At 68.8% G+C, this 25,940-nt stretch carries 21 protein-coding genes; 17 read left to right on the forward strand and 4 right to left on the reverse strand.

Going from position 1 to position 25,940, the window contains the following annotated elements; genetic code table 11:
- Positions 1-8 precede the first annotated feature (8 nt).
- From EAX62_RS07905 to dinB, 5 genes are all read left to right on the forward strand, one after another.
- Entirely contained in the window at positions 9-473 is a 465-nt protein-coding gene (locus EAX62_RS07905; protein ID WP_121901156.1) for a hypothetical protein, read from the forward strand.
- 431 nt (positions 474-904) lie between these two features.
- Positions 905-1,234, forward strand: coding sequence for a DUF6504 family protein (locus EAX62_RS07910; RefSeq protein WP_121901157.1), 330 nt, complete (start codon positions 905-907; stop codon positions 1,232-1,234).
- A complete protein-coding gene (locus EAX62_RS07915; RefSeq protein WP_147454061.1) occupies positions 1,234-1,599 on the forward strand; it encodes an SAV_6107 family HEPN domain-containing protein in 366 nt (121 codons plus the stop codon). Before EAX62_RS07910 ends, EAX62_RS07915 begins: the two co-directional genes overlap by 1 nt.
- On the forward strand, positions 1,596-5,579 hold the full coding sequence (locus tag EAX62_RS07920; protein WP_121901159.1) for a DNA polymerase III subunit alpha: 3,984 nt from the start codon (positions 1,596-1,598) through the stop codon (positions 5,577-5,579). Before EAX62_RS07915 ends, EAX62_RS07920 begins: the two co-directional genes overlap by 4 nt.
- A gap of 5 nt (positions 5,580-5,584) precedes the next feature.
- Positions 5,585-6,769 (forward strand): DNA polymerase IV, encoded by a 1,185-nt coding sequence (dinB, locus tag EAX62_RS07925; protein WP_233557867.1) that lies wholly within the window; start codon positions 5,585-5,587, stop codon positions 6,767-6,769.
- 22 nt (positions 6,770-6,791) lie between these two features.
- On the opposite strand, the gene EAX62_RS07930 is transcribed toward dinB, so the two are convergent.
- The 4 genes from EAX62_RS07930 to EAX62_RS07945 form a co-directional block, all read right to left on the reverse strand.
- Complete coding sequence (locus EAX62_RS07930; RefSeq protein WP_121901161.1) at positions 6,792-7,181, reverse strand: DUF3040 domain-containing protein; 390 nt, start codon at positions 7,179-7,181, stop codon at positions 6,792-6,794.
- A 69-nt stretch (positions 7,182-7,250) separates the two neighbouring features.
- On the reverse strand, positions 7,251-9,413 hold the full coding sequence (locus EAX62_RS07935; protein ID WP_158600589.1) for a transglutaminase family protein: 2,163 nt from the start codon (positions 9,411-9,413) through the stop codon (positions 7,251-7,253).
- Positions 9,410-10,660 carry a DUF58 domain-containing protein gene (locus EAX62_RS07940; RefSeq protein ID WP_158600590.1) on the reverse strand — a complete coding sequence of 417 codons (1,251 nt, stop codon included), beginning with the start codon at positions 10,658-10,660 and terminating at the stop codon, positions 9,410-9,412. Before EAX62_RS07940 ends, EAX62_RS07935 begins: the two co-directional genes overlap by 4 nt.
- A gap of 4 nt (positions 10,661-10,664) precedes the next feature.
- Positions 10,665-11,630, reverse strand: a complete 966-nt coding sequence (locus EAX62_RS07945; protein ID WP_121901164.1) for an AAA family ATPase — start codon at positions 11,628-11,630, stop codon at positions 10,665-10,667.
- A gap of 207 nt (positions 11,631-11,837) precedes the next feature.
- Here EAX62_RS07945 and mraZ point away from each other — a divergent pair, with 207 nt between their 5' ends.
- The 12 genes from mraZ (at position 11,838) to EAX62_RS08005 (ending at position 25,849) form a co-directional block, all read left to right on the forward strand.
- On the forward strand, positions 11,838-12,269 hold the full coding sequence (mraZ, locus tag EAX62_RS07950; RefSeq protein WP_121901165.1) for a division/cell wall cluster transcriptional repressor MraZ: 432 nt from the start codon (positions 11,838-11,840) through the stop codon (positions 12,267-12,269).
- 122 nt (positions 12,270-12,391) lie between these two features.
- Positions 12,392-13,351, forward strand: coding sequence for a 16S rRNA (cytosine(1402)-N(4))-methyltransferase RsmH (rsmH, locus tag EAX62_RS07955; RefSeq protein WP_121901166.1), 960 nt, complete (start codon positions 12,392-12,394; stop codon positions 13,349-13,351).
- Positions 13,348-13,860 (forward strand): hypothetical protein, encoded by a 513-nt coding sequence (locus tag EAX62_RS07960; RefSeq protein WP_121901167.1) that lies wholly within the window; start codon positions 13,348-13,350, stop codon positions 13,858-13,860. Before rsmH ends, EAX62_RS07960 begins: the two co-directional genes overlap by 4 nt.
- Positions 13,857-15,830, forward strand: coding sequence for a peptidoglycan D,D-transpeptidase FtsI family protein (locus EAX62_RS07965; RefSeq protein ID WP_121901168.1), 1,974 nt, complete (start codon positions 13,857-13,859; stop codon positions 15,828-15,830). Before EAX62_RS07960 ends, EAX62_RS07965 begins: the two co-directional genes overlap by 4 nt.
- A 14-nt stretch (positions 15,831-15,844) precedes the next feature.
- Positions 15,845-17,368: a UDP-N-acetylmuramoyl-L-alanyl-D-glutamate--2,6-diaminopimelate ligase gene (locus EAX62_RS07970; RefSeq protein ID WP_121901169.1), complete on the forward strand. Its 1,524-nt coding sequence runs from the start codon at positions 15,845-15,847 to the stop codon at positions 17,366-17,368.
- 11 nt (positions 17,369-17,379) lie between these two features.
- The gene (locus EAX62_RS07975) at positions 17,380-18,792 is read left to right on the forward strand and encodes a UDP-N-acetylmuramoyl-tripeptide--D-alanyl-D-alanine ligase (protein WP_407703322.1); all 1,413 of its coding nucleotides are present in this window, start codon (positions 17,380-17,382) and stop codon (positions 18,790-18,792) included.
- The gene (gene mraY, locus EAX62_RS07980) at positions 18,789-19,859 is read left to right on the forward strand and encodes a phospho-N-acetylmuramoyl-pentapeptide-transferase (RefSeq protein ID WP_121901171.1); all 1,071 of its coding nucleotides are present in this window, start codon (positions 18,789-18,791) and stop codon (positions 19,857-19,859) included. Before EAX62_RS07975 ends, mraY begins: the two co-directional genes overlap by 4 nt.
- Positions 19,841-21,322: a UDP-N-acetylmuramoyl-L-alanine--D-glutamate ligase gene (murD, locus tag EAX62_RS07985; RefSeq protein WP_121901172.1), complete on the forward strand. Its 1,482-nt coding sequence runs from the start codon at positions 19,841-19,843 to the stop codon at positions 21,320-21,322. Before mraY ends, murD begins: the two co-directional genes overlap by 19 nt.
- A 16-nt stretch (positions 21,323-21,338) precedes the next feature.
- Positions 21,339-22,580 carry a putative lipid II flippase FtsW gene (gene ftsW, locus EAX62_RS07990; protein ID WP_121901173.1) on the forward strand — a complete coding sequence of 414 codons (1,242 nt, stop codon included), beginning with the start codon at positions 21,339-21,341 and terminating at the stop codon, positions 22,578-22,580.
- Entirely contained in the window at positions 22,577-23,671 is a 1,095-nt protein-coding gene (gene murG / locus EAX62_RS07995) for an undecaprenyldiphospho-muramoylpentapeptide beta-N-acetylglucosaminyltransferase (RefSeq protein WP_121901174.1), read from the forward strand. The genes ftsW and murG overlap by 4 nt, the downstream gene beginning before the upstream one ends.
- A 1-nt stretch (position 23,672) precedes the next feature.
- Positions 23,673-25,124: a UDP-N-acetylmuramate--L-alanine ligase gene (gene murC, locus EAX62_RS08000; RefSeq protein WP_121901175.1), complete on the forward strand. Its 1,452-nt coding sequence runs from the start codon at positions 23,673-23,675 to the stop codon at positions 25,122-25,124.
- On the forward strand, positions 25,121-25,849 hold the full coding sequence (locus EAX62_RS08005; protein WP_121901176.1) for a cell division protein FtsQ/DivIB: 729 nt from the start codon (positions 25,121-25,123) through the stop codon (positions 25,847-25,849). Before murC ends, EAX62_RS08005 begins: the two co-directional genes overlap by 4 nt.
- The last annotated feature ends 91 nt before the right edge of the window (positions 25,850-25,940 follow it).

Below are 25,940 nucleotides of genomic sequence, written 5' to 3' on the forward strand. Positions count from 1 at the left end.
GGTTGTTCGTGGTCGGTCAGATCGTGTGGGCCGTCGTCGTGGCTGTGCTCCTCGTGGCGGTGTCCGTCGGATGGGCCATACGCGGGGCCGTGGTGGTCCGCGAGGCTCTCGTTCCACCGAAACAGCGTGGGCAGGTGGCCGTCGTGCACCCCGCGCTCCTCACGCTGCTCAGCGGACGCGCAACTGTCTTCGCGTGGTGCTTTCTCCTCGCCTTCGCGCTCCTGTTCCTGACCCATTCCATGGGTCGTGCCCAGACATGGGTGGGGGCGATGGTGCTGGCTTTCGCCTACGCGCTGTTGTCTGCGATGCTCACCGGGTTCACGGTCTGGGTGCGTGCCCAGCGCAGCGGCCAGGGCACTCTTCCCCCGATCCACGCCGGATCGTTCCGCTGGGCCGCATGGGTGGGGCTCGGTGTTGGCGTTGTGACCATCGCCTATCTCGTGGTCGATGTCGTCACCAGCCTGACCCTCTGAGGCCGCTGTGGTGTCCGCGCCCACGGCGTGTGACCGACTGGTTCGCGCTCATCGTCGCACCGGAATTGGAACACCCGGGTGCTGCCCGGCCACGCGACTCGCGGGGACCTTGACGGACTGTCAGGGGCCGGGCTTATAGTGGTTGTCGTATCGAACAGTTGTTCGAATGAAGCCTTGGGAAGAGGCTCCGAACCACCGCCGATGCACGGAGGGCCGCTTTGGGCCCCGGCGTGGCCTCGACCCCTGCGCCGGGGCCCAAAGCCTCCTCCGGGGACTCCGTCCCGGTGCTCTTGGGCGCCGGAACGAGCGTTTCAGGGGCGCCGTCCTGAGGAGCGAGCATGGGAAAGGATGCCGCTTCGAAGAGTGACAGGCGAGCGTCTCGAAGGATCGAACGCAGTTCTCACGAATGGCAACGAACCCGGAAGGCCCCCATGCGTAGTTATGACGAACCCATTTGCGTCCTGTTCAGCGACCGTCCCCAGCAGTTCATCTGGCGCAACCGGTTGCTGCTGGTCAAGGAGGTCCAGGGCAGGTGGAGCAGATCGACGGCCTGGTGGGAGTCCCCGCGGGTCTCCGCAGCCCGTGGCGATGCGGCCACCACGGGCGCAGCCGTCGACACCGGGCGCCCCCCTGCAGCGGACCTGCTGGAGGAAATGGAGGTATGGCGCGTCGAGGCCGGCAACGGCATGCAGCGGGGCGTCTACGAACTGGCCCGCTCCGTGGGCCGCGACGACTGGGTGCTCCAGGCGGTGTGCGACTGATGGCCTCCGCAACCTCTCGAATGATGGAGGCCCAGGAGTTGGCCACCATCGGCTGCATCGAGCACCCAGCTGACCGCTACATGGCCGCACATCGAGCCGCCGAGCAGTTGGCGCTCGTGGTGATCTCGGGTACACCGGGGCGGGTGCGGGGACGCCACGACGTCTGGGAGCTGCTGGCGCGTCGCGCCCCGCACCTGGCCGAATGGGCGGCCTTCTTCGGATACCTCTCCACACGGGTGAAGGTGGTGGCAGCGGGTGAGCGGGCCATCGTCGGCGAACGCGAGGCCGACGACCTGGTGCGGGACCTCGAACGCTTCCTCACCGACATCAGCCGCCGGACGCGTGTCCGGAGGGTTGTTTCGTGACCGACCAGTTCAGCCACCTGCGGGTGGCTTCCGGGTACTCGTTCCAGTACGGCGCGTCCCATCCCCGAGCCCTGGTGGCTGCGGCGGCGGACTTCGGCATGGACACCCTGGCACTGACGGATCGCAACGGTTTGTACGGGGCGGTGCGGTTCGCCAAGGCATGTCTGAAGTCGGGCATCGCACCCATCATCGGGGTCGACCTCGCCGTGGGTGACGGCAGGCCGCAGACGCGTCGCCCGACGGCCGCCAAGGGGGGACAGCTGCGCGACCTCCGTCTGCCCCGCGTGGTGGTGACGGCCACTTCGCGGGCCGGCTGGGCCACGCTCTGCGCACTCATCACCGACGCCCACCTCAGCGGGGACCGCGGGGACCCGGTGGTCACACCCGAACTGGTGTTCCGGCACTGCGCCGGCCGCGACGTGGTGGTCACGCTGGGCGCCGACTCCGACGTCGGCAACCTGCTGGCTGAGAATCGCTTCGACGATGCGCGCCGGCGTCTGTCCACATGGCGCGACGCGCTGGGCAGCCAGGTGGTGCTGGCGGTCACCAACCACCATGTCGGGGGCCGGGGCGCCACATCGGCCCACCATGCCGCGGGCATCCTGCGGCTGGCATCGGGGGCGGGGGTGCGCTCCGTACTCACCAACATGGTGCGGATGGCGCGCCGTGAACAGGCGGCCACCGTCGACGTCCTCGACGCCACCCGCCGACTGGTCCCGCTGGATCTGCGCAACATCGACCGCCGCAACGCCGAAGGTCACCTCAAGCCGGCCGCCGCCATGGCCTTCGCTGCGCAGGAGGCGGCGCTCCTGGCCGGGGAGGACCCCGACGCGCTGCTGCACCGCACCCGGGAGCTGGCGATGGAATGCGTGCTGGACCCCATCGCCGACATCGGGCTGGGGGAGATCCGTCTGCCGGAGTTCGAGACGCTCGGCACCACCACCGACCAGGCGCCGGGGGTGCTGCGCGCCCGCTGCGAAGCCGGTCTGGCCGCCCGGTTCCCCGCGCTGGGCCGCGACGTCTCGGACCGCCTCGAGGACGAGTTGGCCGTCATCGGGAAGTTGGGGTTCGAGTCCTACTTCCTGACGGTGGCCGACGTGGTCCAGCTCATCCGCGACCTCGGCATCCGTTGCGCCGCCCGGGGCTCGGGGGCCGGCAGCCTCGTCAACTACGCGCTCGGCGTCTCCGGCGTCGACCCCATGGCCCACGGCCTGCTCATGGAGAGATTCCTCTCCCCGCTGCGGCAGGCACTGCCGGACATCGACCTGGACGTCGAGTCCCACCGCCGCACCGAGATCTACGAGAAGGTACTGGAGACGTTCGGCGGCCAGCGGGTCTCGTGCGTGGCCATGCTGGAGACCTATCGGGTGCGCCACGCAGTCCGCGACGTGGGCGCGGCCCTCAGCCTGCCGCCCGCCGAGGTGGACGCCATGGCCAAGGCGTTCCCGCACGTCCGGGCCCGCGATGCGAAGGCGGCACTGCGCGACCTGCCGGAACTGCGGGCCGCCGGCCTGGGGGAGCAGCGGCTGGAGGTGCTGTTCACCCTGGTGGAATCCCTCGACGGGTTGCCCCGTCACATCGCGCTGCATCCCTGCGGCGTGCTGCTCAGCGACTCCTCGCTGGGGCAGCGCACCCCCATGGAGGCCAGCCACGGCGGGTTCCCCATGAGCCAGTTCGACAAGGACGACGTGGAGGACCTCGGCTTCCTGAAGCTGGATGTGCTGGGCATCCGGATGCAGTCGTCGATGGCACACGCCCTGGCCGAGATCGACCGCACGCAGCCGCCGGGACCCACCCCGGACATCGACGCGCTGGCCCCGTTCGACGACCCGGCCACCTACGACATGATCGCCCACCGGGCCACGCTCGGCTGCTTCCAGATCGAGTCGCCCGGCCAGCGAGAACTGGTGGGCAAGTTCGGGCCTGAAACCTTCCACGACATCATCATCGACATCTCCTTGTTCCGGCCCGGTCCCGTGAAGTCGGACATGGTGACCCCCTTCCTGGAGGCGCGGCAGGGCTGGCGGAAGCCGGAGTATCTCCATGCGAGCTTCATCCCGGCCCTCGAGCAGACGGGCGGGGTGGTGGTGTTCCACGAGCAGGTCATCATGTTGATCTCCATCGCCACCGGCTGCTCCCTGGCCCAGGGCGACGAGGTGCGTCGCGCACTGGGGGACAAGGAGGGCCAGGAGGAGGTCAGGCAGTGGCTGTGGCCGCGTGCCCGCGAGCGGGGATATGAGGAGGTGGTCATCGAGCAGTTGTGGCACATCCTGGTGGCCTTCGCCTCCTTCGGGTTCTGCAAGGCCCACGCGGCAGCGTTCGCCCTGCCCACCTACCAGTCGGCGTGGCTGAAACGGCACTATCCGGCGCACTTCATCTCGGGAATCCTCACCCACGACCCGGGCATGTACCCCAAGCGGTTGCTGCTGGAGGAGGCCAGGCGCATGGGCGTCCAGGTGCTGGGTCTGGACGTCAACCACAGCGGCGGCACCTACCACGTGGAGCGGCTGGACGGGGAGGAGAAGGCACTCGACCTGGATGCCACCGCCCTGCCACCGGCGTGGCGATCCACCGGCGACAGTGCGGCCACGGGGCCACCGGGCAGCAGGGTGTCGCAGGTTGCGGGGGTGGGGAAGCCCACCGCAACCACCACGGACACCATCGCCGACGGGGCACACACCGGTGTGCCGGTGGCCGTCAACGGACTACCCGTCATCTCCGGGTGGGGCATCCGGTTGTCCCTGGCGGACGTGAAAGGCATGGGCGAGGCGGAGATCGGACGCATCGTCGCAGGGCAGCCCTACGCGTCGCTGAGCGACTTCTGGTCGCGTGCTGCTGTGGAGTACCCCGTGGTGGAGCGACTCATCCTGGCGGGTGCGTTCGACAAGGTGTACGGCATTGGCCGCCACGCCGCCGTCGCACGCCGCGACCAGGTCACCCGCCGCGACCTGCTGCTGGCGCTGGCGGACCTGCACCGCATGCGCCGCTACGACGACCGCGCGCGGTCGCGTGCCGGTGGCCGCCGTCGCATGGTCCTCCAGGGCACGGAGGACCCGGGGACGCTTGCCCGCGCACAGAGCCAGAAGACCCGCGTCCCCGTGGACCTGGCGGTGCAGGGGGCGTTCGACTTCACGGAGGGCGACGAGGTCTCCGACGTGGTGGCCACGGGGCTGCCGGAGATGGATGACGACCAGCGGCTGCACTCCGAGCTGGAGATCCTGGGGCTTGACGCCAGCCAGCACATCATGGAGCGATACCTGCCGTTCCTTCGCGCGTTCGGCGCCACCAGTTCGCAGCGCCTCATGCAGCAGCGCAACCGCTCAGAGGTGTTCGTCTGCGGGGTGAAGGTGGCCACGCAGACCCCGCCGGTGCGCTCAGGTCGGCGCGTGGTGTTCCTCACCCTCGACGACTCCACGGGACCCACCGACGCGACGTTCTTCGAGGATGCGCAGGGGCCGTACGCGTCGACGGTGTTCAACAGTTGGATGCTGATGGTGCGCGGCACCATCAGGCGCACTGGTCCACGTGGTCTCTCCATCCGCGCCACAGGTGCCTGGGATCTCGGGTTGCTCTACGACGCGTGGCGCGGGGCACTGGACGTCGGCGCCAACGGCGAGGAGGCGCTGGCCGCCGTGCGGGAGATCGTCGATGCTGAGCCCATTGGCTTCGGACCGGTCGGAGAGTGGATTCCCGACGATTGGGGGGAGAAGGGTGAGCAGGAACGCCGCGACGCCCGAGCCTCACACCGCAGGGTTGGGGGAGTCGGTGACAAGCCGGCGGAGCCCGTGCCGGAGGGCTTCGAGCCGCCGCCGGACCCCCAGGAGCACACACGGGCGGGCGGTATGGGGCGCCGCCGTGTGATCGTGCACGCCAGCGGGTTCGAACAGTCGCCCTACGCCGACATCAAACCATCAGGGACAGGGGCCGCAGAGGCACCACGCAAGCTGTGGCACTCCAGCCCCGGAAGCTCAGGAAGATGAGACACATGAAGACGATCCTGCACGTGGACATGGACGCGTTCTACGCCTCCGTGGAGATGGCCCGCGACGCCTCGCTCGCCCACATCCCCATGTTTGTGGGGGGCTCCGCCCGCGGGGTGGTCCTGTCGGCCAACTACCCGGCCCGGGTCTACGGCATCACGGCTGGCATGCCGTCCACCCGGGCGCGGCGGCTGTGCCCGCAGGTGGCGGTGGTGCACCCCGACTTCGACCACTACACCGAGGTGTCCAAGGCGGTGGCGGAGGTGTTTGACACGCTGACTGACCGGGTGGAGATGGCCTCCATCGACGAGGCCTTCATCGACCTCACGAGCGCCCTGCGACGGCTCGGCGGGGACGCCGCCGCCGTCGCGGAGGGCGTGCGGGCGCAGGTGATGGATGAGCAGGGCATCGCCTGCTCGGTGGGCATCGGTCCCAGCAAGTTCATCGCCAAGCTCGCCTCCAAGGCGGCCAAGCCCGATGGTCTGAAGGTGGTGCACCCCGACGACGTGATCTCCTTCCTGCATCCACTGCCCGTCGACGCCATCTGGGGTGTGGGGGAGGTGACGGCCGAGAAGCTGCACCGGCTGGGGCTCATGACGGTGCGCGACATTGCGAACACGCCCCGCACCACACTGCAGCGGGCGATGGGGGAGGGGCAGGGCGGGTTGTTGTTCGACCTGGCGTGGGGGCAGGACGAACGGTCGGTGCTGGCCCGCGAACCGGCCGAGCGCAGCATCGGTTCCCAGGAGACCTTCGGGCGTGACACCGACGATGAAGAGGTGGTGGCCACCGAGATCCTGAGGATGGCGGCGCGCACGGCCTCCCGGATGCGGGCACAGGCGATGGTGGGCAGGGTGGTGACGTTGTCGGTACGGTTCGCGGACTTCACCACGATCACCCGCACGGGCACGTTGAAGGCCCCCACGGACCTGACGGGCGACATCCACTCCGAGGCCATGCGGTTGTGGCGCAAGCTGCACCTGTCCCGCGCTCGTATCAGACGGGTGGGGGTGCGGGTGGAGAAGCTGGCCTCGAAGGACGACACCTACACCCAGCCAGCACTCGACGAGCCCCGCTGTGGGTGGGAGCAGGCAGAGCAGGCAGTGGATCAGGCGGTCCTGAGATTCGGTCCAGCGGCTGTGCAGCGTGCGCGTCTCACGCGACGCGGCACGAGAGCCCCCGTGGGATGAGCCTCGGGGGTGGGGGGCGCCCTCAGAGGTCGCCGCCCTCCTGACGCTTGCGCCAACGCTCCTCGAGCTTTTCCATGAAGTCCTGGCTCGTGGGCTTCGGCGGAGGAGGCGAGTCGGATGGGCGCTCGGACGGCTGCCCCTCACCACTGACCCGTTGCCACGCGTTCACGCCGATGATGGCGGAGGCCAACATGACCACGAACCCCACGATGCTGACGGCCGGGTGGATCTGCACTCCGCCGATCAGCAAGAGAAGTCCAAGGACGAATCCCACACCCGCCAACGTGGCGCGTCGACGGTGGACGCGGATGCTGCCGGCCCCGCTCAGCGTCTGGGCGAATTTGGGGTCTTCGGCCATAAGGGACGCCTCAAGCTGTTCCAACAGCTTGCGCTCCTGCTCTGATAGAGCCATACCGATCTCCCTCGCCTCGATTCGGCTGATGTCCTCGATTGTATGTCCGCTCGACGCCCCACGAAAGCTTTAGCCTCTTCGTATGTTCATCGGTGCCAACGACAGGGGCAAGAGTAGTGCCCGTGTCTGTCGGTTACCCGGTTGGGTCCGTAACAGGGCGCGTCGGAATTGCCGCACATGGACCCCCAGATCGGAGGTGTCGGCGCCGTCCCGGGCGTAGCGCGCCCGCTGCACGATGCCCGCCACCGCGCCCAGCTCGGACGCGGCCGAGGGATCCAGGTGCTTGCCCAGTTCTTTGGCCGCCAGCACGGGCGAGGCGTCGCTGAACTCCAGTCCGGTGTCGGTGAACAACGCACCCACCTCCCGCCAGGCCGCGTCGGCTGCGGCAGCGGGTTCCTGCCCGGCCCGCAACCGCCACACTCGCACGCCGCTGCGTGCGGCCATGGGTGCGGCGAGGAGCACCAGCACACCCAGCAGCAGGAACCATCCACCCGGATTGGAGGAGTCGGACCCCCCCGGGGGTGTTGGGGCCACGGTGGGCTCCGGTGGCTCCACGGGAATGCTGGGGGATGCACTGGGCGCCCCCGTCGCGCTCGGGCTGGGCGTTGGGGAGGGCGACGCGTTGGGCGCCACGTCAGGGTCGGTGTACTCGGGCGGCGACGCCACGGACTTGGTGGGCTCGAAGGGGACCCAGCCCAGCCCCTCGAAGTACAGCTCCGGCCAGGAGTGCATGTTGTGGGTGGTGACGACCCATTCGTCGCCATCCCTCTTGCCGGGGGTGAACCCGATGGCCATGCGGGCCGGGATCCCCTCGATGCGGGCCATGGTGATCATGCCGGCGGCGAAGTGGATGCAGTAGCCGGCGTGGTCGGTCAGGAGGAAGCTGCTGATGGCGTCGGTGTCGGCCTCCTCCGGGGCGTTCAGGCTGTAGCTGAACTCGTCGGAGCGCAGGAAGCTCTGGATGGCCAGGGCTTTCTCGCCAGCCGTCCTGGCCTGCGCCGTGACGGAGGCGGTGAGTGTCGCCACACCGGGGTCGAGGCCCCCCGGAACGCTGAGAGTGTCGTCGCCGGCGGGATCAGTGCCCGCCGCCGCAGCCTCCAGTTCCGAGCGATCAGGTCTCGGAACTGTGGAGGACACCTCGTACTCAAGGCCCTCCGTCTGTTCGGTGCGTGCGCCGCCGGTGGCGACGATGCTCATGGTGTCGCGGTCGTGCGCCCAAGCGCCGGCCGCGGAGAACCGGTCCACCGCGAACGGCACGGGCAGGTACTCCGATGCCAGGAGCATGCGAACCCGGGTCTTGACGCTCTCCCCGGGTGCCGTGTAGGCGCCACTGAGGCCCGTGGTGGACAGGCGCATTCCCGTGAGTGCCGCACCGTCGGTGGTCAGCCGGGTCAGCGCCACGGTGCGCAGGTAGACGGGTGTCTCCGAGTCGGTGCTGTAACGCAGCACCACTTCGTCGGCGGGCCGCCGCAGGTTCTCGTTGAGGGCCACCGTGGGGTCGGACAGTGTGATGGGCTTGTTCCGGCCCGCCTGGAGCCACGGCTGCTTGTCGCCCAATGGAACGAAGTTCGTCAGAGCGGGTGCCAGCACCGATGCCACGACGAGCGTCACCAGGATCACGGCGGCTCGAGTGGCCTGGTGGCTGGTCCGCCCGGGGCTGGCGCCGGACAGGTGGGTGCTTGTCGCCAGGACGAGGGCGTAGCCCACGGCCACGGCCGCGAACGAGGTCCACTCCATCTCGTTGGCAAGGGTCAGCGCCCCCACCCCGTAGATCACGCCCAACGGGGCCAGGGCCCAGGCCGGCTGCTCCAGCACGTTGACGAGCGTCTCCATGGCCAGGACCACGAGGGCAAGGATGCACAACAACAGCCAGACCAGCCCGGGTTCGGTCGGCAGTGGAGTGCTGCTCTCCCGCACGGCCTTGGTGCCCAACGCCCCCAGCATCACGAGCGGCTCGTACCAGGATGCGTCCGGGTCATCACTGCGCGGAGCGTCCCGGAACCCCAGCCACAGGAGCAGGGAGGCCATGACCACGGCCTGCGCCCCCAGCGTGACGGCCCGGGGGAACCGCAGCAGGACGCCGAGAGCCCCCACCACGGCGGCCGCACCCACCAGGGCCGGAACCCAGGTGAGGAAGGCGGTGTCGATGAACATGGGGCGCAGTGTCCACGCGGCCAACCACACTGCCAGGGCGATCGCGACGGAACTCAGGGCGCTCGGCTGGAACCTCATGCTGCCTCCACCCGCGCCATGAGCCGGTCCCATGCGTCCACGACCCGTTCGTCCGGGCCGTAGTGGTGCAGTGTCCACCCCGACGAGGTGAGGAGCCGGCACGCGGCGCGGTGTGCGTCGGCGATGGCTGGTGTGACACCCCAGGTCACGGGGTCGGGCACGAGTGCGGACGCCTGCTGCATTCTGGACCCCACAGCCGTGAGTGCAGCCGCGTCGGCGGCCTGAAGGAAGCCGAGGGCGGCCATGATGGACTGCGAAGTTCCCATGGAGTCGGAGTTCGACAAGCCGCTGCTGAGGGAAGGACGGTCGGAGCCGGTCAGGTCCACCATGGCACCCATCATGGTTTCCCGGGCGGCCAGTGCGTCCGTGTGCAGGGTGGTGTAGATCTCGGTCTCCGCCGAGACGACGGTGATGCGGCAGCGTGAGGCCAGCAGGGTGATGGCGATGGAGGTCACCGCGGAGATCGACCACTCGAATCCACCGTCCGGGCCGGACCCGGCGTGCGCCGCGCTGCGGTTGTCGACGACGAGGGTGACGGACGGGTCCCAGGGGTGCTCTTCCAGGCGGACCATCAGCTCGCCCTGTTTGGCGGTCATCCGCCAGTGGACGCGGCGCAGGTCGTCGCCGTGACGGTGCTCACGCACCAGCACGTCGTCCTGGCCGAAGTGGCCGATGCGCTGTGGGGTGCTGTCCCCGGAGGAGCCGGACCCGATGAGGCGGCGCGGCAAGGTCAGGTTCCAGACGCGGGGGGTGACCCGCAGGCTGGAGGCGTTTCCCGGCACCTCCCAGGTGCAGCGGGCGAGGCCGAACGGGTCGTGGTGTGTCACGTCGAGAGGGCCGAGCTCGAAGTGTCCGCGGTGCTCCGCCCGCACCTCGTAGCCCACCGACTGGTGCCAGCGGCCGACGCCGTACGCCAGCGCGAACCGGGCGGCAGCACCGAGGGCGCCGGGGCACGTGTCCCGGAACTCCAGCGAGGAGAAGGACAGGAATCGCGAGTTCTCGATGGAGAGCTCCGTGCGGGGGCGTTCGCCGATGGGTACCTGAGGCGGGGTGATCTCGCGTGTCACCCGCAACTGGGGGCGGAGCAGGAATGTCAGCAGCAGACCCACCAGGGGCAGCCCCAGCAGGAGGAAACCCAGCCACACGAGGTCGGGTTCCCCCACCCATGCGGCGGCAACGATGATGATGACGCCGACGATCAGCAGCGCCAGGCCCCGGCCGGTGAGGCGCAGGGTCTGCCCGGCCAAGGGGTCAGCCCCTGTTCGGTCGGGGAACCTGGGTGACGACCGCAGCCACCACCTGTTCGCTGGTCCTGCGCGCCACCTGCGCGTCCACCGTGAGAAGGACTCGGTGGGACAACACTGTGGTGGCGAGCTGGGCCACGTCCTCGGGGATCACGTAGTCGCGCCCGGCCAGGGCGGCCTCCACGCGCGCCGCCCGCATCAGGTGGAGCGAGGCGCGGGGGCTGGCGCCGAGACGCAGGTCCGGGGAGTTGCGGGTGGCTTCCACCAGCGTGACGATGTAGTCGTTGATGATGGGTGCCACGTACACCTGCCGCACCGTCGTGACGGCGCGGGCGATGAAGTCGACGTCGGTGACGGGGGAGATGCTGGCCATCTGGTCCCCGGCGGCCTGCGAGGTCAGCATGGCCACCTCCGAGGATCGGGCCGGGTACCCCATCTGGATGCGTGCCATGAAGCGGTCGCGCTGGGCCTCCGGGAGGGGGTAGGTGCCCTCCATCTCGATGGGGTTCTGCGTGGCGATGACCATGAACGGCTGGGGCAGTGGGTAGGTGTGGCCGTCCACCGAGACCTGGTCCTCGGCCATTGCCTCCAGCAGAGCGGACTGCGTCTTGGGGGACGCACGGTTGATCTCGTCGCCCACCACGATATTGGCGAAGATCCCGCCGGGCTTGAACTCGAACTCGCGGGTGGTCTGGTTGAACACCGACACGCCCGTCACATCGCTCGGGAGCAGGTCGGGTGTGAACTGGATCCGCTTGGCCTCGCCGTCGATGGAGCGGGCCAGCGCCTTCGCCAGCGCAGTCTTGCCCACCCCCGGGACGTCTTCGATCAGGAGGTGGCCCTCGGCAAACAGCACGACGACGGCCGTGTGGATCTGACGGGGTTTGCCCTCCAGGACACGGGCGATCGACTGGCCCACAGAGGTGGCGACGTTGGCCACCTCGGCCAGGGACGGGGTCGCAGCGTTGTCCACGCTTGGCTCCTCACAGGTTTGCGTCGTGGGCGCAGCAGCGCACACCACAGCAGCGTAGTTGGTATCCCGCAACCACGACGACCCCGTGGGGTGGCTGCGACCCCCATGACACGCCGCTTTCGCATTCCAAGTGGAGGGATGTGGGGTAATGTGGAGGCAAGTGGAGGATCGTGGAGAACCGATGGCGAAGAAGGGGGGTGGCCGCGCGTGCTGATGGGGACATACACACCCAAGCTCGATGACAAGGGCCGCCTGATCCTGCCCGCCAAGTTCCGCGATGTCTTCGAGGGCGGCCTGGTGGTGGCCCGAACGCAGGAGCGGGCCCTGGCCATTTACACGGCCGAGGCCTTCGAGGAGTTGATGACCCCGGTCAGTTCAGCCCCCAACACCCTCAAGCAGGTCCGCGACTATCAGCGCATGATGGCCGCCGGTGCCAGCTTCGAGGTCCCCGACAAGCAGGGCCGGATCACCATCCCGCCCATGCTGCGCACGTACGCGGGACTGGACCGTGACGTTGTGGTCATCGGTGCGTTCGGCCACGCCGAGGTCTGGGACGCCACCCAGTGGGCGAGGTATTCCGAGCAGGCCGAGGCCGGCTTCTCGGAGATGGATGAGGAATTGCTGCGCCCGCCGGGGTGAGCAACGCGCCTGGTCGGTGGTTCCCGGCCGGAATGCGGCCCTGACTTCCCTTCCCCGATGTCAGGTCCGCAGGCCGGAAGGGAACCACCCCCCAGGGGCACAGAAAGCAACGAAGGGTCGAGATGCAGCAGTTCGCGGACGTGCACGATCCGGTCATGCGTGACCGGATCGTTGATCTGTTGCGCCCTGCACTGACCCGCCCCGGCGCCGTGTACGTGGACGGCACCCTGGGACTGGCCGGCCATGCCCGCGCCATCCTGGAGGCCTGTCCCGAAGCCCGACTCATCGGTATCGACCGCGACCTCGACGCGCACGAGGTGGCCCTGCAACGGCTCGGCCCGCTCGCGGATCGTGCCACCCTGGTGCACGCCGTCTACGACGAACTGCCCGAGATTCTGGAGGACCTCGGTATCGACCACGTCGACGCCATGCTCCTTGACCTCGGCCTGTCCTCCCTCCAGATCGACCGCACCGAGCGCGGCTTCGCCTACAGCGTCGACGCACCACTGGACATGCGCATGGATGCTGTGGACGGGCCCACGGCCGCCGACGTCCTCAACACCTACGCGCCCGGCGACCTCCTGCGGATCCTTCGCCGCTTCGGTGAGGAACGCTTCGCGGACAGGATTGTGCGCGCCGTCGTGGATGAACGCGCCAAGGAGCCCTTCACGCGCTCCGGCCGCCTCGTTGAGGTCATCAGCAACGCCTTGCCCGCCGCGGTGCGCTACAACGGCAGTCACCCCGCCAAGCGCACCTTCCAGGCCCTGCGCATCGAGGTCAACCGGGAACTCGAGGCACTCGCGGGCGCCGTGCCGGCCGCCATCGACGCACTCGCCGTCGGTGGACGACTGGCGGTGTTGTCGTACCACTCGCTGGAGGACCGGCTCGTGAAGAAGGCGTTCGCGGCCCTGGCCACCGACCGCGCGCCGCGTGGCATGCCCGTGGTGCCCCACCACCTCACCGCTGAACTGCGCCTGATCACCAAGGGCGCCGAGAAACCCGGCGACGACGAAGTCGCAACCAATCCGCGAGCCGCATCCGCCAGGCTCCGAGTGGCAGAACGAACGAGGGAATCATCATGAGTGCACAGGCAGCGTTCTCGACGGAGGAGCGCCAGGAGCAGGGACCCAGGCTGACGTTGGTCCCGCCGTTGCGCTCCACCGTCTCCACCGTCGGGTTCGCCCTCATCATCATGGCCCTGGTGGCGGTGGGCATGGGGTTGGTGATGGTGGTGACCACCTCCGTGGCCGCCCAGTCCAAGGAACTCTCGGGTCTGCGTACTGAGGCGACACTGCTGGAGTACCGGACCGCCTCGCTCACCACGGAACTGCAGACCACCTCTGCCACGGGACGCCTGGCCACGCGCGCAGCCGATCTCGGCATGGTGCCCAACCCGTACCCCGCCTTCATCCGGCTCTCGGACGGGAAGATTCTGGGCGAGCCCACACCCGTGCGCGGCAACGAGGTGCCCTACCTGCGGCAACACGAACTGACACCTCCCACGGCGCCCCGGATACGCGTGTTGGCCGGACAGGATGACGCAGCCGCGCCCACTCCGACGCTCCCGATGGCACCCGGGGTCGATCAATGACGGGCAGCCGGCGCCCCGCAGGCAGCAGCGGTCGGCCGCGCCCGGCCGCCCACCAGAAGCCCACCGCGGTGAAGCCCCGTGGTGCCAAGGGTTCATCCACGGCGCCGACGACCCCTCCGCATGCGCGGCGCTACCGCAGGAGTTGGCAGCTGCCTGTTGGTCGGTCCTCCCTGCGGATCCGGGCCTTCATGGTGGTGATGGCGCTGCTCGTGGCCGTCTGCGTGGGGCGTGCCTTCCAGTTGCAGGCCATTGATGCGCAGGCCTTCGCCGCCGAGGCCTCCAGCAAGATGCAGTCCACTCGTGAACTCCCTGCCACCCGTGGCACCATCACGGACCGCAACGGCGTGGTCCTGGCCGCCACTGAACCGGCCATGCGGATCACGGTGGATCCGGACATGGTGGCCAGCAATGGCGCCGACAAGCGGTATCCCATGAATGACAAGAAGCAACTGGACGCCAAGGCGGCCCCCGGCGCCGTCGCCCGGATTCTGGCAAAGCACCTCGGCGGCCAGCCCACGGACTACCTCAAGGTCCTGCAGAAGAAGAAAAAGGACTCCAAGGAGTACTCCCGCTACGAGATCGTCGCCAAGCAGGTGCCGGCCTCGGTCTGGAGCGAGATCCAGGCTGACATGCGCAAGGGCATCGACGCCGACGGAAAACGTCCCCTGTACGGGCTCTTCGCCGCGTCCGACCCCATGCGCACCTACCCCAACGGCCGCCTCGCCAGCAACGTGCTGGGTTTCGTGAACGCCGAGGGCAAGGGCGTCGCCGGTTTGGAGGGCGTCCTCGAGGACGACCTCGACGGCGAGCCCGGACAGAGCATCTACGACTCCTCCCGGTACGGGCGCATCCCGCTGGGGACGAACGTGCTCACCCCGCCGATCGACGGTGTCAGCTACGAGACCACGCTCGACAGTGACCTCCAGTGGCTCTCGGAGCAGGCACTGGCCGACGGCATGGCCACGTCCGGTGCCAAGACCGGTATCGCCATCGTCCTGAACGTCAAGAACGGGCAGATCCTCGCCCTCGCGAACGGCCCCTCCTTCGATCCCAGCGAGCTGGCCGGCGTCGACGCGGGCGACCTCGGCAACCGCGCCGTCACCGACGCGTACGAGCCCGGCTCCGTGCAGAAGGTGCTGACCATCGCAGCCCTCGCGGATGCGGGACTCGTGACCGGTGACACTGAAGTGGTGGTGCCACCCCAGATCGCCTCCGGTGGCGGCTTCGTGCGCGATGCGTTCAGCCACGGCACCATCAATCTGACGACCCGGGGCATCATCGCCCAGTCGTCCAACATCGGCACCATTGACCTGGCGCGCCGCATGCCCAAGGACAAGCTCAGCCAGTACCTGAAGGACTTCGGTCTGGGGAGCAAGCCCAATTCGGGCCTGCCGGGGGAGACGTCAGGCTCCGTGCCCGGCGGCGACATGGCCGACTACACGCGGGACCAGATCTCGTTCGGGCAGGGCCTGTCCGTGTCGGCCGTCCAGATGTCTGCGGCCGTGGCGAGCGTCGTCAACGGCGGCGTCTACCACCAGCCCACCATCCTCAAGTCCGCCACCCGCGCCGACGGCACCCCCGTCGAGCTCCCGCAGCCGGTGGAGCGCCGCGTCGTCTCGGAGAAGGCCTCAGCGGTCACCCTCGACGTCATGGAGGCGGTCATTGCACAGATGGGCAACGGCAAGCGGACCATTCCCGGCTACCGCACAGCCGGGAAGTCGGGGACCTCGCAGCGGTTCGACCCGAAATGCAAGTGTTACAACGGCTACACGGCATCCTTCGTGGGTGTGGCACCCGCCGAAGATCCCCAACTGCTGGTGTACGTGGTGCTGGACCAGCCGAAGAACGGCAACCTCGGCAGCCAGCTCGCGCTGCCCGTCGTCAACAACATCCTGCAGGCCGCCCTGCCGCGCTACAACGTGCTGCCCTCCACCACGCCGGCGCCCGAGCGTCCGCTCACCTTCGATTGACATGACCTTCTGAGATGACAGCGATCCGACCCGCCCGGTCCCACCCTGCCCCGCTGACCGAAATGGTCGCGGGGCTTGGCCTGTCCGGCCCCATCGACTCCACGGCGCTGATTCGGGACATCACACTCGACTCGCGCGACGCCGCGCCGGGAACGCTGTGGGTGGCGCTACCGGGCAGCCGCGGGCACGGGGCCTCCCATGCCGCGTCCGCGGTGGCGGCGGACGTGACGGCGATCCTCACGGATGAGGCCGGGGCCGCCCTGCTGGCGGGCGTTGACGTCCCGGTTCTCGTCTCCGGCGCTCTGAGGCGCGACATGGGTGTGGTGGCGTCGCGCGTGTTCGGGCACCCCGCCGACCGCATGATGACACTGGGCGTCACCGGTACCAACGGCAAAACCACGACGGTGGCACTGCTCGAGGCTGCACTGGCGGGAGCCGGCCACACGGTGGGCACCATCGGCACCATCGGATTCCGCCTCGCGGGACAGGAGCTGCCGTCGGCGCGCGGCACGGTGACCACCCCCGAGTCGCCGGACCTGCAGGCGCTCCTGGCCGTGATGGGGGAACGGGGCGCCGACGCCGTCGCACTCGAGGTCTCCAGCCATGCCATGGTGCTGGAACGCGCCACCGGGATGGTGATGGACGTCGCAGGTTTCCTCAACCTCGGACGGGACCACCTGGACTTCCATGGCGACATGGACAGCTACTTCGAGGCCAAGGCCCGTCTTTTCACTGCCGCACACACCAGGGCTGCCGTGTGCTGGGTCGACGACCCCCACGGCTCCCGCATCGCGGAGAGGGCACGCCTGTCCGGGCTGCCGGTGACAACCGTCGGTACCGGTGACGACGTGGACTTCCGCCTGTCGGGGTGGGAACCCGTGGACCCCCTCGGGGGGCGCGCCGTGATCAGCCACGACGGCCGGGATCTGGGGATCACCATCTCCATGCCGGGCCTGCACAACATGGTGGATGCGCTGATGGCCCTGGCCATGGCCCACACCGTCGGGGTTCCCCCGGAAGTGGCGGTGGAGGGCTTGCGCTTCGCCCAGGTACCCGGGCGCATGCAACTGCTGGACCTGCCCCACGGTGCGCCCACCGTGGTCGTCGACTTCGCGCACACCCCCCAGGCTGTTGCCGCCTCACTGGACGCACTGGCGTCGTCCTTCTCCAATGTGATCACGGTGTTGGGGTGCGGCGGTGACCGTGACCGGGAGAAGCGGCCCCTCATGGGCCGCGCAGCCGCCGAGCGCTCCGACCTGCTCGTGGTGACCGACGACAACCCCCGCACCGAGGATGCCGCCAGCATCCGTCGCGCCATGCTCGAGGGTGCCTGCGACGCGCGTGCGGACGTGGTGGAGGTGCCGGGCCGAAAGTTCGCCATCGAGCATGCGCTCGCGGCAGCCTCCGCCGGTAGTGTGGTGGCGATCCTCGGGAAGGGACACGAACGCGGCCAGCAAATCGGACATGAAGTCCTGGAATTCGACGATGCCGTGGAGGCGCGCCGTGCCTGGGGCAGGAACCTGGAAGGACACCCTTGATGAGGCAGCGCATGCTCTCTGAGCTCGTCGGGCTCATGCACCCTTCACCCGCGGAGGTCTTCGGTGACGATGTCCTCGTGGGCCCCGACATCATCCTTGACAACAGATCCGCCACACCCGGATCCGTTTTCGTTGCCATTCCCGGCGAACGGGTCGACGGCCACGACTTCGCCCCGCAGGCCGTGGCGGGTGGCGCCACCGCCGTCCTCGCGTCCCACACCACCGACGCCGATGCCGCGCACCTCCTGGTGCAGGACACCGTGGTGGGGCTGTCCGCGCTGGCGCGTGGCCTCGTGCGGGAGGCCCGCAGCCGCGGGATGCTGAGCCTGGGTATCACCGGCTCCTCCGGGAAGACCAGCACCAAGGACCTCCTCGCGCAGATCCTGGAGGGCCACGGCCCCACCGTTGCCCCCGTCGGCAGCCAGAACAACGAGATCGGCGTGCCACTGACGGCCTGCCGCATCGACGACGACACCGCCCACCTCATCAGCGAGATGGGGGCCCGGGGGCTGGGCCACATCTCCTGGCTGACCTCCCTGGTCCCCCTCGACGTGGCCGTCGTCCTCAACGTCGGTCACGCCCACGTGGGGGAGTTCGGTGGACTCGCCCAGACCGCTCAGGCCAAGGGCGAACTCGTGGAGTCCGTCGGCCCGAACGGCTGGGCGGTCCTCAACGGCAACGACGACGCCGTCGTCGGCATGCGCAGCCGCACCGGCGGCCACCTCGCATTCTTCGGCGAGGGTGAACTGCCCGCCGGCGACATGCATGTCAGGGCACGCAACGTCACGATGGGTGCTTTCAGCCAGGCGCGTTTCGATCTTGTCGTCAGCCGCGACGGGCGCGAGGAGAACGCCACCGTGCAACTACAGGTGGTGGGCCGCCACCAGGTGGCCAACGCGCTGGCCGCAGCCGCCGCCGCCGTCGCCGTCGGTGTCCCCGTGGATGCTGTGGCCGCCGCCCTCTCGGATGCGCAGGTGCGTTCGAGTTGGCGCATGGAACTCCACACCCGCCACGACGGCGTGCTGGTACTCAACGACTCCTACAACGCCAATCCCGACTCGATGGAGGCCGCCCTGCGCACCGCCACCGAACTCGTGCAGTTCCAGCGCGCCGAGCACCCCGACGCCCGCGTCGTCGCGGTCCTGGGGGACATGCTGGAACTCGGCCCGTTGGCCGACGATGCGCATGCCGCGCTCGGTCGGCTGGCCAAAGACCTGGGGGTTGCACAGGTGGTGGCGGTCGGTGGTTTCGCCGACCAGATCTGCGAGGGTGCCCGGCGCGAAGGCCTTGAGGCCCGCGTCGCACACCGCGACGACGTCATCGACAACATGGATTTGCACGCCGGGGACGTGGTGCTCATCAAGGGCTCCCGCGGCGTGGGACTGGAAGCGGTCGCGAACGCTCTCATGGAGGACAACGCATGATCACCATCGTCCTGGCGGGAGGGTTGTCGCTGATCTTCACGCTCATCGGCACACCCCGCCTCATCAAGTTCCTGACGGCCAGACAGTACGGCCAGTTCATCCGGGAGGACGGGCCCAAGGAGCACCTCGTCAAGCGCGGGACCCCCACCATGGGAGGCATCGTCATCGTCGCCGCCACGGTGCTCGCCTATTTCGTGGCGCACCTGGTCCGGTGGACGGAGCCCACCCTGTCCGGTGTGCTGTTGCTGGCGTTGACAGCCTCGCTCGGGTTTCTCGGGTTCCTCGACGACTGGGCCAAGATCTCCCAGGAACGCTCCCTCGGTCTGACGGCCCGCGGGAAACTGATCGGCCAGTTCTCCATCGGTGCCGTCTTTGCTGTGATCGCCCTCAACTTCCCCGACGAACGGGGCCTGCGTCCCGCCTCCCAGTTCGTCTCATTCCTGCGGGATGTTCCCTGGCTGTACCTGCCGTTCATCGTGGCCGTCCTCTGGATCCTGTTCCTCGTGATGGCATGGTCCAACGCCGTCAACCTCACCGACGGCCTCGACGGTCTGGCGGCGGGCAGCGCCACGCTGGTGTTCGCAGCCTTCGCCATCGTCAACATCTGGCAGTTCAACCAGTGGTGTGCACGCACGTCGACAGCCGGCCCCCGCTGCTACGAGGTGCGTGACCCGCACGACGTCGCCGTGGTGGCACTGGCACTGGCCGGGGCATGCTTCGGATTCCTGTGGTGGAATGCCAAGCCCGCGAAGATCTTCATGGGCGACACAGGATCCATGGCGCTCGGTGGCGCCCTCGCCGGCCTGTCGGTGCTGACCCGCACCGAACTGCTGCTCGTGATCATGGGCTTCCTCTTCGTCATGGAGGCCGGCTCGGTCACCCTCCAGGTGGCGTACTTCAAGGCCACGCGCGGCAAGCGCATCTTCAAGATGTCGCCCATCCACCACCACTTCGAGTTGTTGGGGTGGCAGGAGGTCACCGTCACCATCCGGTTCTGGATCATCGGCGGCATCTGCGTGGCTCTGGGCCTCGGGATCTTCTACGCGGAATGGGTGGTGGGACAGTGACGAAGGACTGGATGGCGACGGCGGACCGGCTGAGCGACTGGCGCTCGGCGCACGTCGTGGTGGCAGGCCTGGGGGTTTCGGGCTTCGCGGCCGCGGACGGTCTCATGTCCCTGGGCGCCAGGATCACGGTGCTCGACGAGTCCGAGGCGCACGCCGAGAAGGCCGGGCTGCTGGAGATGCTGGATGTCACGGTGCGGCTCGGTGCCGGGGCCACCGCCACGCTTCCTGACGATGTGGACCTGGTGGTCACCTCACCCGGGTGGCGGCCCACCGCGCCGCTCCTGCAGCAGGCCGCGGAGCGGGGCGTCCCCATCTGGGGAGAGACCGAACTCGCGTGGCGAATGATGCACCCCGATCGCGTCGTCCCCTGGCTGGCCGTCACCGGCACCAACGGCAAGACCACCACCACACAGATGCTCGAGTCCATGCTGCGGGCCGCCGGGCTGAAAACGGCCGCCGTCGGCAACATCGGACGGCCCATCGTCGAGGCCATCCTGGACGACACGGATTACGACGTGCTGGCCGTGGAGTTGTCGAGCTTCCAGCTGCACTGGATGCACACCGTGGAGATGCACTCCGCCGCGGTGTTGAACCTGCACGCCGACCACCTCGAGTGGTACGACGGCGACGACGGGTACGAGCGCTACGTCGCCGACAAGGCCAAGATCTTCACAGGGGTTCGCCACGCGGCTGTGTACAACGTGGCCGAGCCCGCCACCGAGAAACTTGTGGAGGAGGCCGAGGTCACCGAGGGCGCACGCGCCATCGGATTCACCACGGGCATCCCCAGCGTCAGCATGCTCGGCGTCGTCGACGACCTCCTCGTCGACCGCGCCTTCGTCACACAGCGCCGGGACTCCGCACTGGAGTTGGCGAAACTCTCCGACGTCACCCCGTATGCACCGCACAATGTGGAGAACGCACTGGCTGCCGCGGCACTGGCCCGCAGCTTCGGCGTCCCGGCCGCGGCGATCGCGCAGGGGCTGCGGGACCTCGAACTCGCTGGTCACCGGATCCAGAGCGTCGCCACAGGAGACGGTGTCACCTGGGTCGACGACTCCAAGGCCACCAACCCGCACGCCGCGAACTCCGCCATGTGCGCCTTCCCATCCTTCGTGTGGATCGCTGGCGGCCAGGCGAAGGGCACCACCTTCGACGACCTCGTGTCCGAGCACGCTGCGCAGATGCGCGGGGCCGTCGTCATCGGCGTCGACCGCGCCCTGGTGGCCGACGCACTTGCACGACACGCGCCCGAGGTCCCCGTCCACGTGCTCGAGAACACCGACAGTGGTGTCATGGATCAGGTGGTGACGCTGTGCGCGCAACTCGCACGGGACGGCGACGTGGTGCTCCTGTCCCCGGGCTGCGCCAGCCTGGACATGTTCACGGGCTACGACGACCGCGGCGACCAGTTCGCCGACGCCGTGCGCCGCCACCTCGCCACGACCGACACCGACCACTGAGAGCGACGGGAACATCATGGCCATCGCGACCGACACCGCCGCCCCACCGCGGCCCACGGAGGCTCCCACGGGGATCCGTGCCCTGGCCGCCTCGCCCATGGCTGACTTCTACCTGGTGACGTTCGCCGTCACCATCCTGTGCGCCATCGGCGGGATGATGGTGCTCTCAGCCTCCTCGGTGCTGGCCCAGGCCGACGGTCGCTCGCCCTACTACTACGCCACCCGCCAGATGATCTTCATGGTCGTCGGGGTCGTCGCCGCAGTCGCCATCAGCCGAATCAACCCCCGCGTGCTGCAGCGGCTGGGATGGGCGGGCTGGGGTATCGCCATGGGCGGTTTGCTGCTCGTCCTGAGCCCGCTCGGCCACAGCGTGAATGGCAACCAGAACTGGATCAACATCGGTGGCTTCACCTTCCAGCCCTCGGAGTTCGCGAAACTGGGCCTCATCATCTGGGCGGCTGCCATCTGGCACACGAAGCGCGGACGACTGCACGAGGTGCCCCAGTTGCTCATCCCCTTCGTGCCCGGCGCAGGGATCCTGCTGGCGCTGATCCTGGCAGGCAAGGACCTCGGCACGGGCATCGTCGTCGGCATCGTGATCATCGCCCTGCTGTTCTTCATCGGCACCTCGCTCAGGGTGCTCGTGCCCTCCATGATCCTGGGCGTCACGGCCATGTTGCTGCTCGTGATCGGCTCCGGCAACCGGATGGCCCGGGTCAACGTCTTCCTGGATCCGCAGTCCAACACCGACCTCTCGTCGCAGCCCATGGCCGCCGTCTACGCGCTGGCCTCCGGTGGCTGGTGGGGTCTCGGGCTCGGCGCCAGCAAGCAGAAGTGGGGAGGGCTGAAGGACGCCGCCCACACCGACTTCATCTTCGCCGTCATCGGGGAGGAGTTGGGGCTCTTCGGCGTCCTGGTGGTCATCGCCATGTTCGCCCTCCTGGCACGGGCCGGGTTCTCCATTGCCCTGCGCTCCGACAAGATCTTCAACCGCATCGTCGCCTCGGGCATCACTGCCTGGCTGCTGGTGCAGGGCCTCATCAACATCATGGTGGTCATGCACCTGCTGCCGGTGCTGGGAATTCCGCTGCCGTTCGTCTCCTCGGGCGGCTCGGCGCTCCTGGCGAACCTTCTGGCCGTGGGTGTGCTGCTCGCCTGTGCCCGCGACACCCCCGATGCCCGACGCCACCTGGCGTCGAGGAAACGCGTCGCCCGCCCCCGCATGACAAGCATTCTCGCGGCCGGCCGGGCCCGATGACCAGCGTGGTGCTGGCCGGTGGCGGAACAGCCGGTCACACGTCGCCCCTCATCGCCACGGCCCAGGCGCTGCAGTCGCTGCGGCCCGGCATCGACCTGGTGTGCGTCGGCACGTCCCGAGGTTTGGAGACCCGTGTCATCCCGGCAGCCGGGCTCCGGTTGGAGCTCATCACCCCGGTGCCGATGCCGCGCCGACCCAATCTGGACCTTGTGAAGCTGCCGTGGCGGCTGGCAAAGGCGGTGGGGGAGTCCCGCCGGATCCTGCGCAGCGCAGGCGCGGATGCACTCATCGGGTTCGGGGGATACGTCTCGATCCCCGCCTATCTGGCGGCCCGCACCCTCGGGGTGCCGGTGGTGATCCACGAGGCGAACAAACTGCCGGGCATTGCCAACCGGATCGGTGCACGGTTCGCCGCGTTCGTGGCCACCACCTTCGCCGAGACCGAATTGCCGAACTCCCACCTGCTCGGCATGCCCATGTCCGACGCCATCACCCGCCCCACCCTGGGCAGGGCCGAGGCGCGCGCACGGTTCGGCCTCGACGCCGACGCACCCGTGCTGCTCGTGAGCGGTGGCTCACAGGGCGCCCGGAGCATCAACGAGGCCACCCGCGCCGCCGCTGACGACCTCATGGCCGCCGGCATCCAGGTGCTCCACGTCCTTGGACCCAAGAATTTCACGCACGACGACGTCGCCCGCAGCCATCCCAGCGGCGGCCGTTACGAGCCGGTGGCGTTCGTCGAGCAGATGGCCGACGCCTACATTGCCGCGGACATGATGGTGGCCCGCGGGGGTGCGGCAACGGTGATGGAGACCGCCGTGAGTGGTCTCCCGGTGGTGTTCGTCCCCCTGCCGTGGGGCAACGGCGAGCAGGAGAAGAATGCAGCCGACCTCGTCGCCGCCGGTGCGGGCCTGCTGCTGCAGGACGACGCCTTGGATGGTCGTACACTGTGCTCGGTGGTGTTGCCACGGATCTCCGATCCGTCGGTGCTGCGGGGAATGTCTCAGAAGGCACGCACGCAGTACCCGCGCGATGCGGCTGAAGCCCTCGCCCGCGCGACCGTCACCGTGATCGAAGCGAAGGACTCCTGACTTGACTCTCCTGAACCCCATCGACGTTCTGCCTGCGCGCACCGTCGGCCCCGTGCACTTCATCGCTGCCGGCGGCTCCGGCATGAGCGGCATCGCCCGCCTGTACGCCGAACTCGGCATCGAGACCTCGGGCTCGGACCAGAGCGATTCCACGGCCCTGCAGTCACTCACCCGCGTCGGCGTGACGACGCACGTGGGTCACGACCCGGCCAACCTCGGGAACGCCGCCACAGTCGTCATTTCCTCCGCCATCCGCACCACCAACGTCGAACTCGTCGAAGCGCGCAGGCGTGGTCTCCGGATCTGGCACCGGTCGGCCGCGCTGGCCGCGCTGATGAGCGGCAAGCGAGCCGTCTCCATCGCCGGCACCCACGGCAAGACCACCACCACGGCCATGACCTCGGTGATGCTGGCTGAGGTGGGCGCCGATCCCAGCTATGTCATCGGGGGACCACTGTCCACGACAGGGGTCAGCTCCGCCATCGGCGACGGCGACGCGTTCGTGGTGGAGGCGGACGAGTCCGACGGCTCCTTCCTCCAGTACCCCACCGAGATCGCCGTCATCACCAACGTCGGCGCCGACCACCTCGTGAACTGGGGCACACCCGAGGCCTACGCCGACGGGTTCCGTGCGTTCGCCACCCGGCCCCATGTCCGTCACGTCGTGATCAACATCGACGATCCGGGTGCCCGCGTGATCGCCGGCCAGATTGCCGACGACGTGCCACACCTCATCACCTACGGCGAATCAGCCGACGCGGACGTGCGCATCACGGATGTACGGGCCGCGGGCAATGGGGTCACGGCCACGCTCACGTACGGGGACGATCACGGCCCCATCACGCTGCAGGTGCCCGGCAACCACAACCTTGCCAACGCCTCCGCCGCCTACGCCGTGGGACGTCTGCTCGGCTACAGCCACGACACCTGCATCATGGGCCTCTCGCGCTACGAGGGCACGCTGCGAAGGTTCCAACTCATCACCGACACCGCCGGGATCCGCGTTTTCGACGACTACGCCCACCACCCCACGGAGATCCGGGCCGCCCTGACGGCGGCCCGCCGCGCCACCGAGGCGGGCAACGAGGCCACGGGGCTCCCCGGCCGCCTCATCGCCTGCTTCCAGCCGCACCTGTACTCCCGCACCGTCGACTTCTCCGACGAGTTCGGCGAGGTCATGACGCTGGCGGACATCGCCGTGATCAACGACATCTGCGGTTCGCGGGAGGATCCCATCCCCGGTGTCACCGGTCAGATGGTGGTGGATGCCGCCAAGCGGCACGGCGCCAAGGACGTGGTCTACGTGGTCGACAAGTACGACCTGCCCGAGGCGTTGAACGACATCGCGAAGCCCGGGGACCTCATCATCACGCTGGGCTGCGGGGACGTCACGATCGTCGGGCCCCTGCTGGCTCCTCTCCTGGCGCAGCGGCCGGAGGCCCGAGGCGCTTGAGCACCACCAGTCCGGGAGAGTTCGCAGCGGCCCTGCAGGAGAAGAAGCTGCGTGACCGACGGCGTCAGCTGATCCGGTGGGGCGTGGGAGCCGGGACTCTGCTGCTGGCCGCATTCCTCGTGTGGCTCCTCGGGTTCTCACCCGCCTTCCGGGTGCACTCCGTCACCGTGTCGGGAACGTCCCTGCTGCGCGTCGACGACGTCACCGCTGCCGCCGTGGTGCCAATGGACACCCCGATCCTCGCCCTGGACACGGGTGCCATCGCCGCCCGTGTCAGGAAACTCCCCGCCGTGCGCTCCGTCGAGGTGACGCGCGACCTCCCCACGACCGTGGCCATATCCGTCGTGGAGCGCGCAGTGGCCTACCAGAGGGTGGAGGGGGAATCGTTCGAGTCCGTGGATGCCGACGGTGTGGTGTTCGCCACCTCCAGTAGCCGCTCGAAGGGTGCGATGCTGGCGGTCACGGCCGGCAAGGACACGCGGCTGCTGCGCGATGTCGCCACGGTGGTCAGCCATATACCCCTGGCGCTGCTCCCCAACGTCGAAAAGGTCCAGGCGCAGGCCGTGGACCGCATCACCCTCCAGCTCGATGACGGTGACCTGGTGGTGTGGGGGAGCGCTGAGCAGTCGCAGTTGAAGGCGGATGTCCTGCTGGCGCTCCGGTTGCAGGTGGAGGACGCGACGCTCTACGACGTGTCGGCTCCCAGCTACCCGACCACCAAGTAGCGGGGCGCCCGGCCGGGCCAACCCTGAAGTTGCACTTGAGGTGATGTCGGGGGGTTGGGGGTGTGCGTTGGACTGGCACGCATCAGGCCCC

Source organism: Tessaracoccus antarcticus, assembly GCF_003688855.1.
Classification (GTDB): Bacteria; Actinomycetota; Actinomycetes; order Propionibacteriales; family Propionibacteriaceae; genus Arachnia; species Arachnia antarctica.

Excerpts from the sequence above, each read along its gene's own strand:
- mraY (WP_121901171.1), top strand. The coding sequence starts at position 18,789 with ATGATCACCATCGTCCTGGCGGGAGGGTTGTCGCTGATCTTCACGCTC.
- EAX62_RS07935 (WP_158600589.1), bottom strand. The coding sequence starts at position 9,413 with ATGAGGTTCCAGCCGAGCGCCCTGAGTTCCGTCGCGATCGCCCTGGCA.
- EAX62_RS07930 (WP_121901161.1), bottom strand. The coding sequence starts at position 7,181 with ATGGCTCTATCAGAGCAGGAGCGCAAGCTGTTGGAACAGCTTGAGGCG.
- dinB (WP_233557867.1), top strand. The coding sequence starts at position 5,585 with ATGAAGACGATCCTGCACGTGGACATGGACGCGTTCTACGCCTCCGTG.
- EAX62_RS07965 (WP_121901168.1), top strand. The coding sequence starts at position 13,857 with ATGACGGGCAGCCGGCGCCCCGCAGGCAGCAGCGGTCGGCCGCGCCCG.
- murG (WP_121901174.1), top strand. The coding sequence starts at position 22,577 with ATGACCAGCGTGGTGCTGGCCGGTGGCGGAACAGCCGGTCACACGTCG.
- murD (WP_121901172.1), top strand. The coding sequence starts at position 19,841 with ATGGGTGGTGGGACAGTGACGAAGGACTGGATGGCGACGGCGGACCGG.
- EAX62_RS07960 (WP_121901167.1), top strand. The coding sequence starts at position 13,348 with ATGAGTGCACAGGCAGCGTTCTCGACGGAGGAGCGCCAGGAGCAGGGA.
- EAX62_RS07910 (WP_121901157.1), top strand. The coding sequence starts at position 905 with ATGCGTAGTTATGACGAACCCATTTGCGTCCTGTTCAGCGACCGTCCC.
- EAX62_RS07970 (WP_121901169.1), top strand. The coding sequence starts at position 15,845 with ATGACAGCGATCCGACCCGCCCGGTCCCACCCTGCCCCGCTGACCGAA.
- rsmH (WP_121901166.1), top strand. The coding sequence starts at position 12,392 with ATGCAGCAGTTCGCGGACGTGCACGATCCGGTCATGCGTGACCGGATC.
- EAX62_RS07975 (WP_407703322.1), top strand. The coding sequence starts at position 17,380 with ATGCTCTCTGAGCTCGTCGGGCTCATGCACCCTTCACCCGCGGAGGTC.
- ftsW (WP_121901173.1), top strand. The coding sequence starts at position 21,339 with ATGGCCATCGCGACCGACACCGCCGCCCCACCGCGGCCCACGGAGGCT.
- EAX62_RS07915 (WP_147454061.1), top strand. The coding sequence starts at position 1,234 with ATGGCCTCCGCAACCTCTCGAATGATGGAGGCCCAGGAGTTGGCCACC.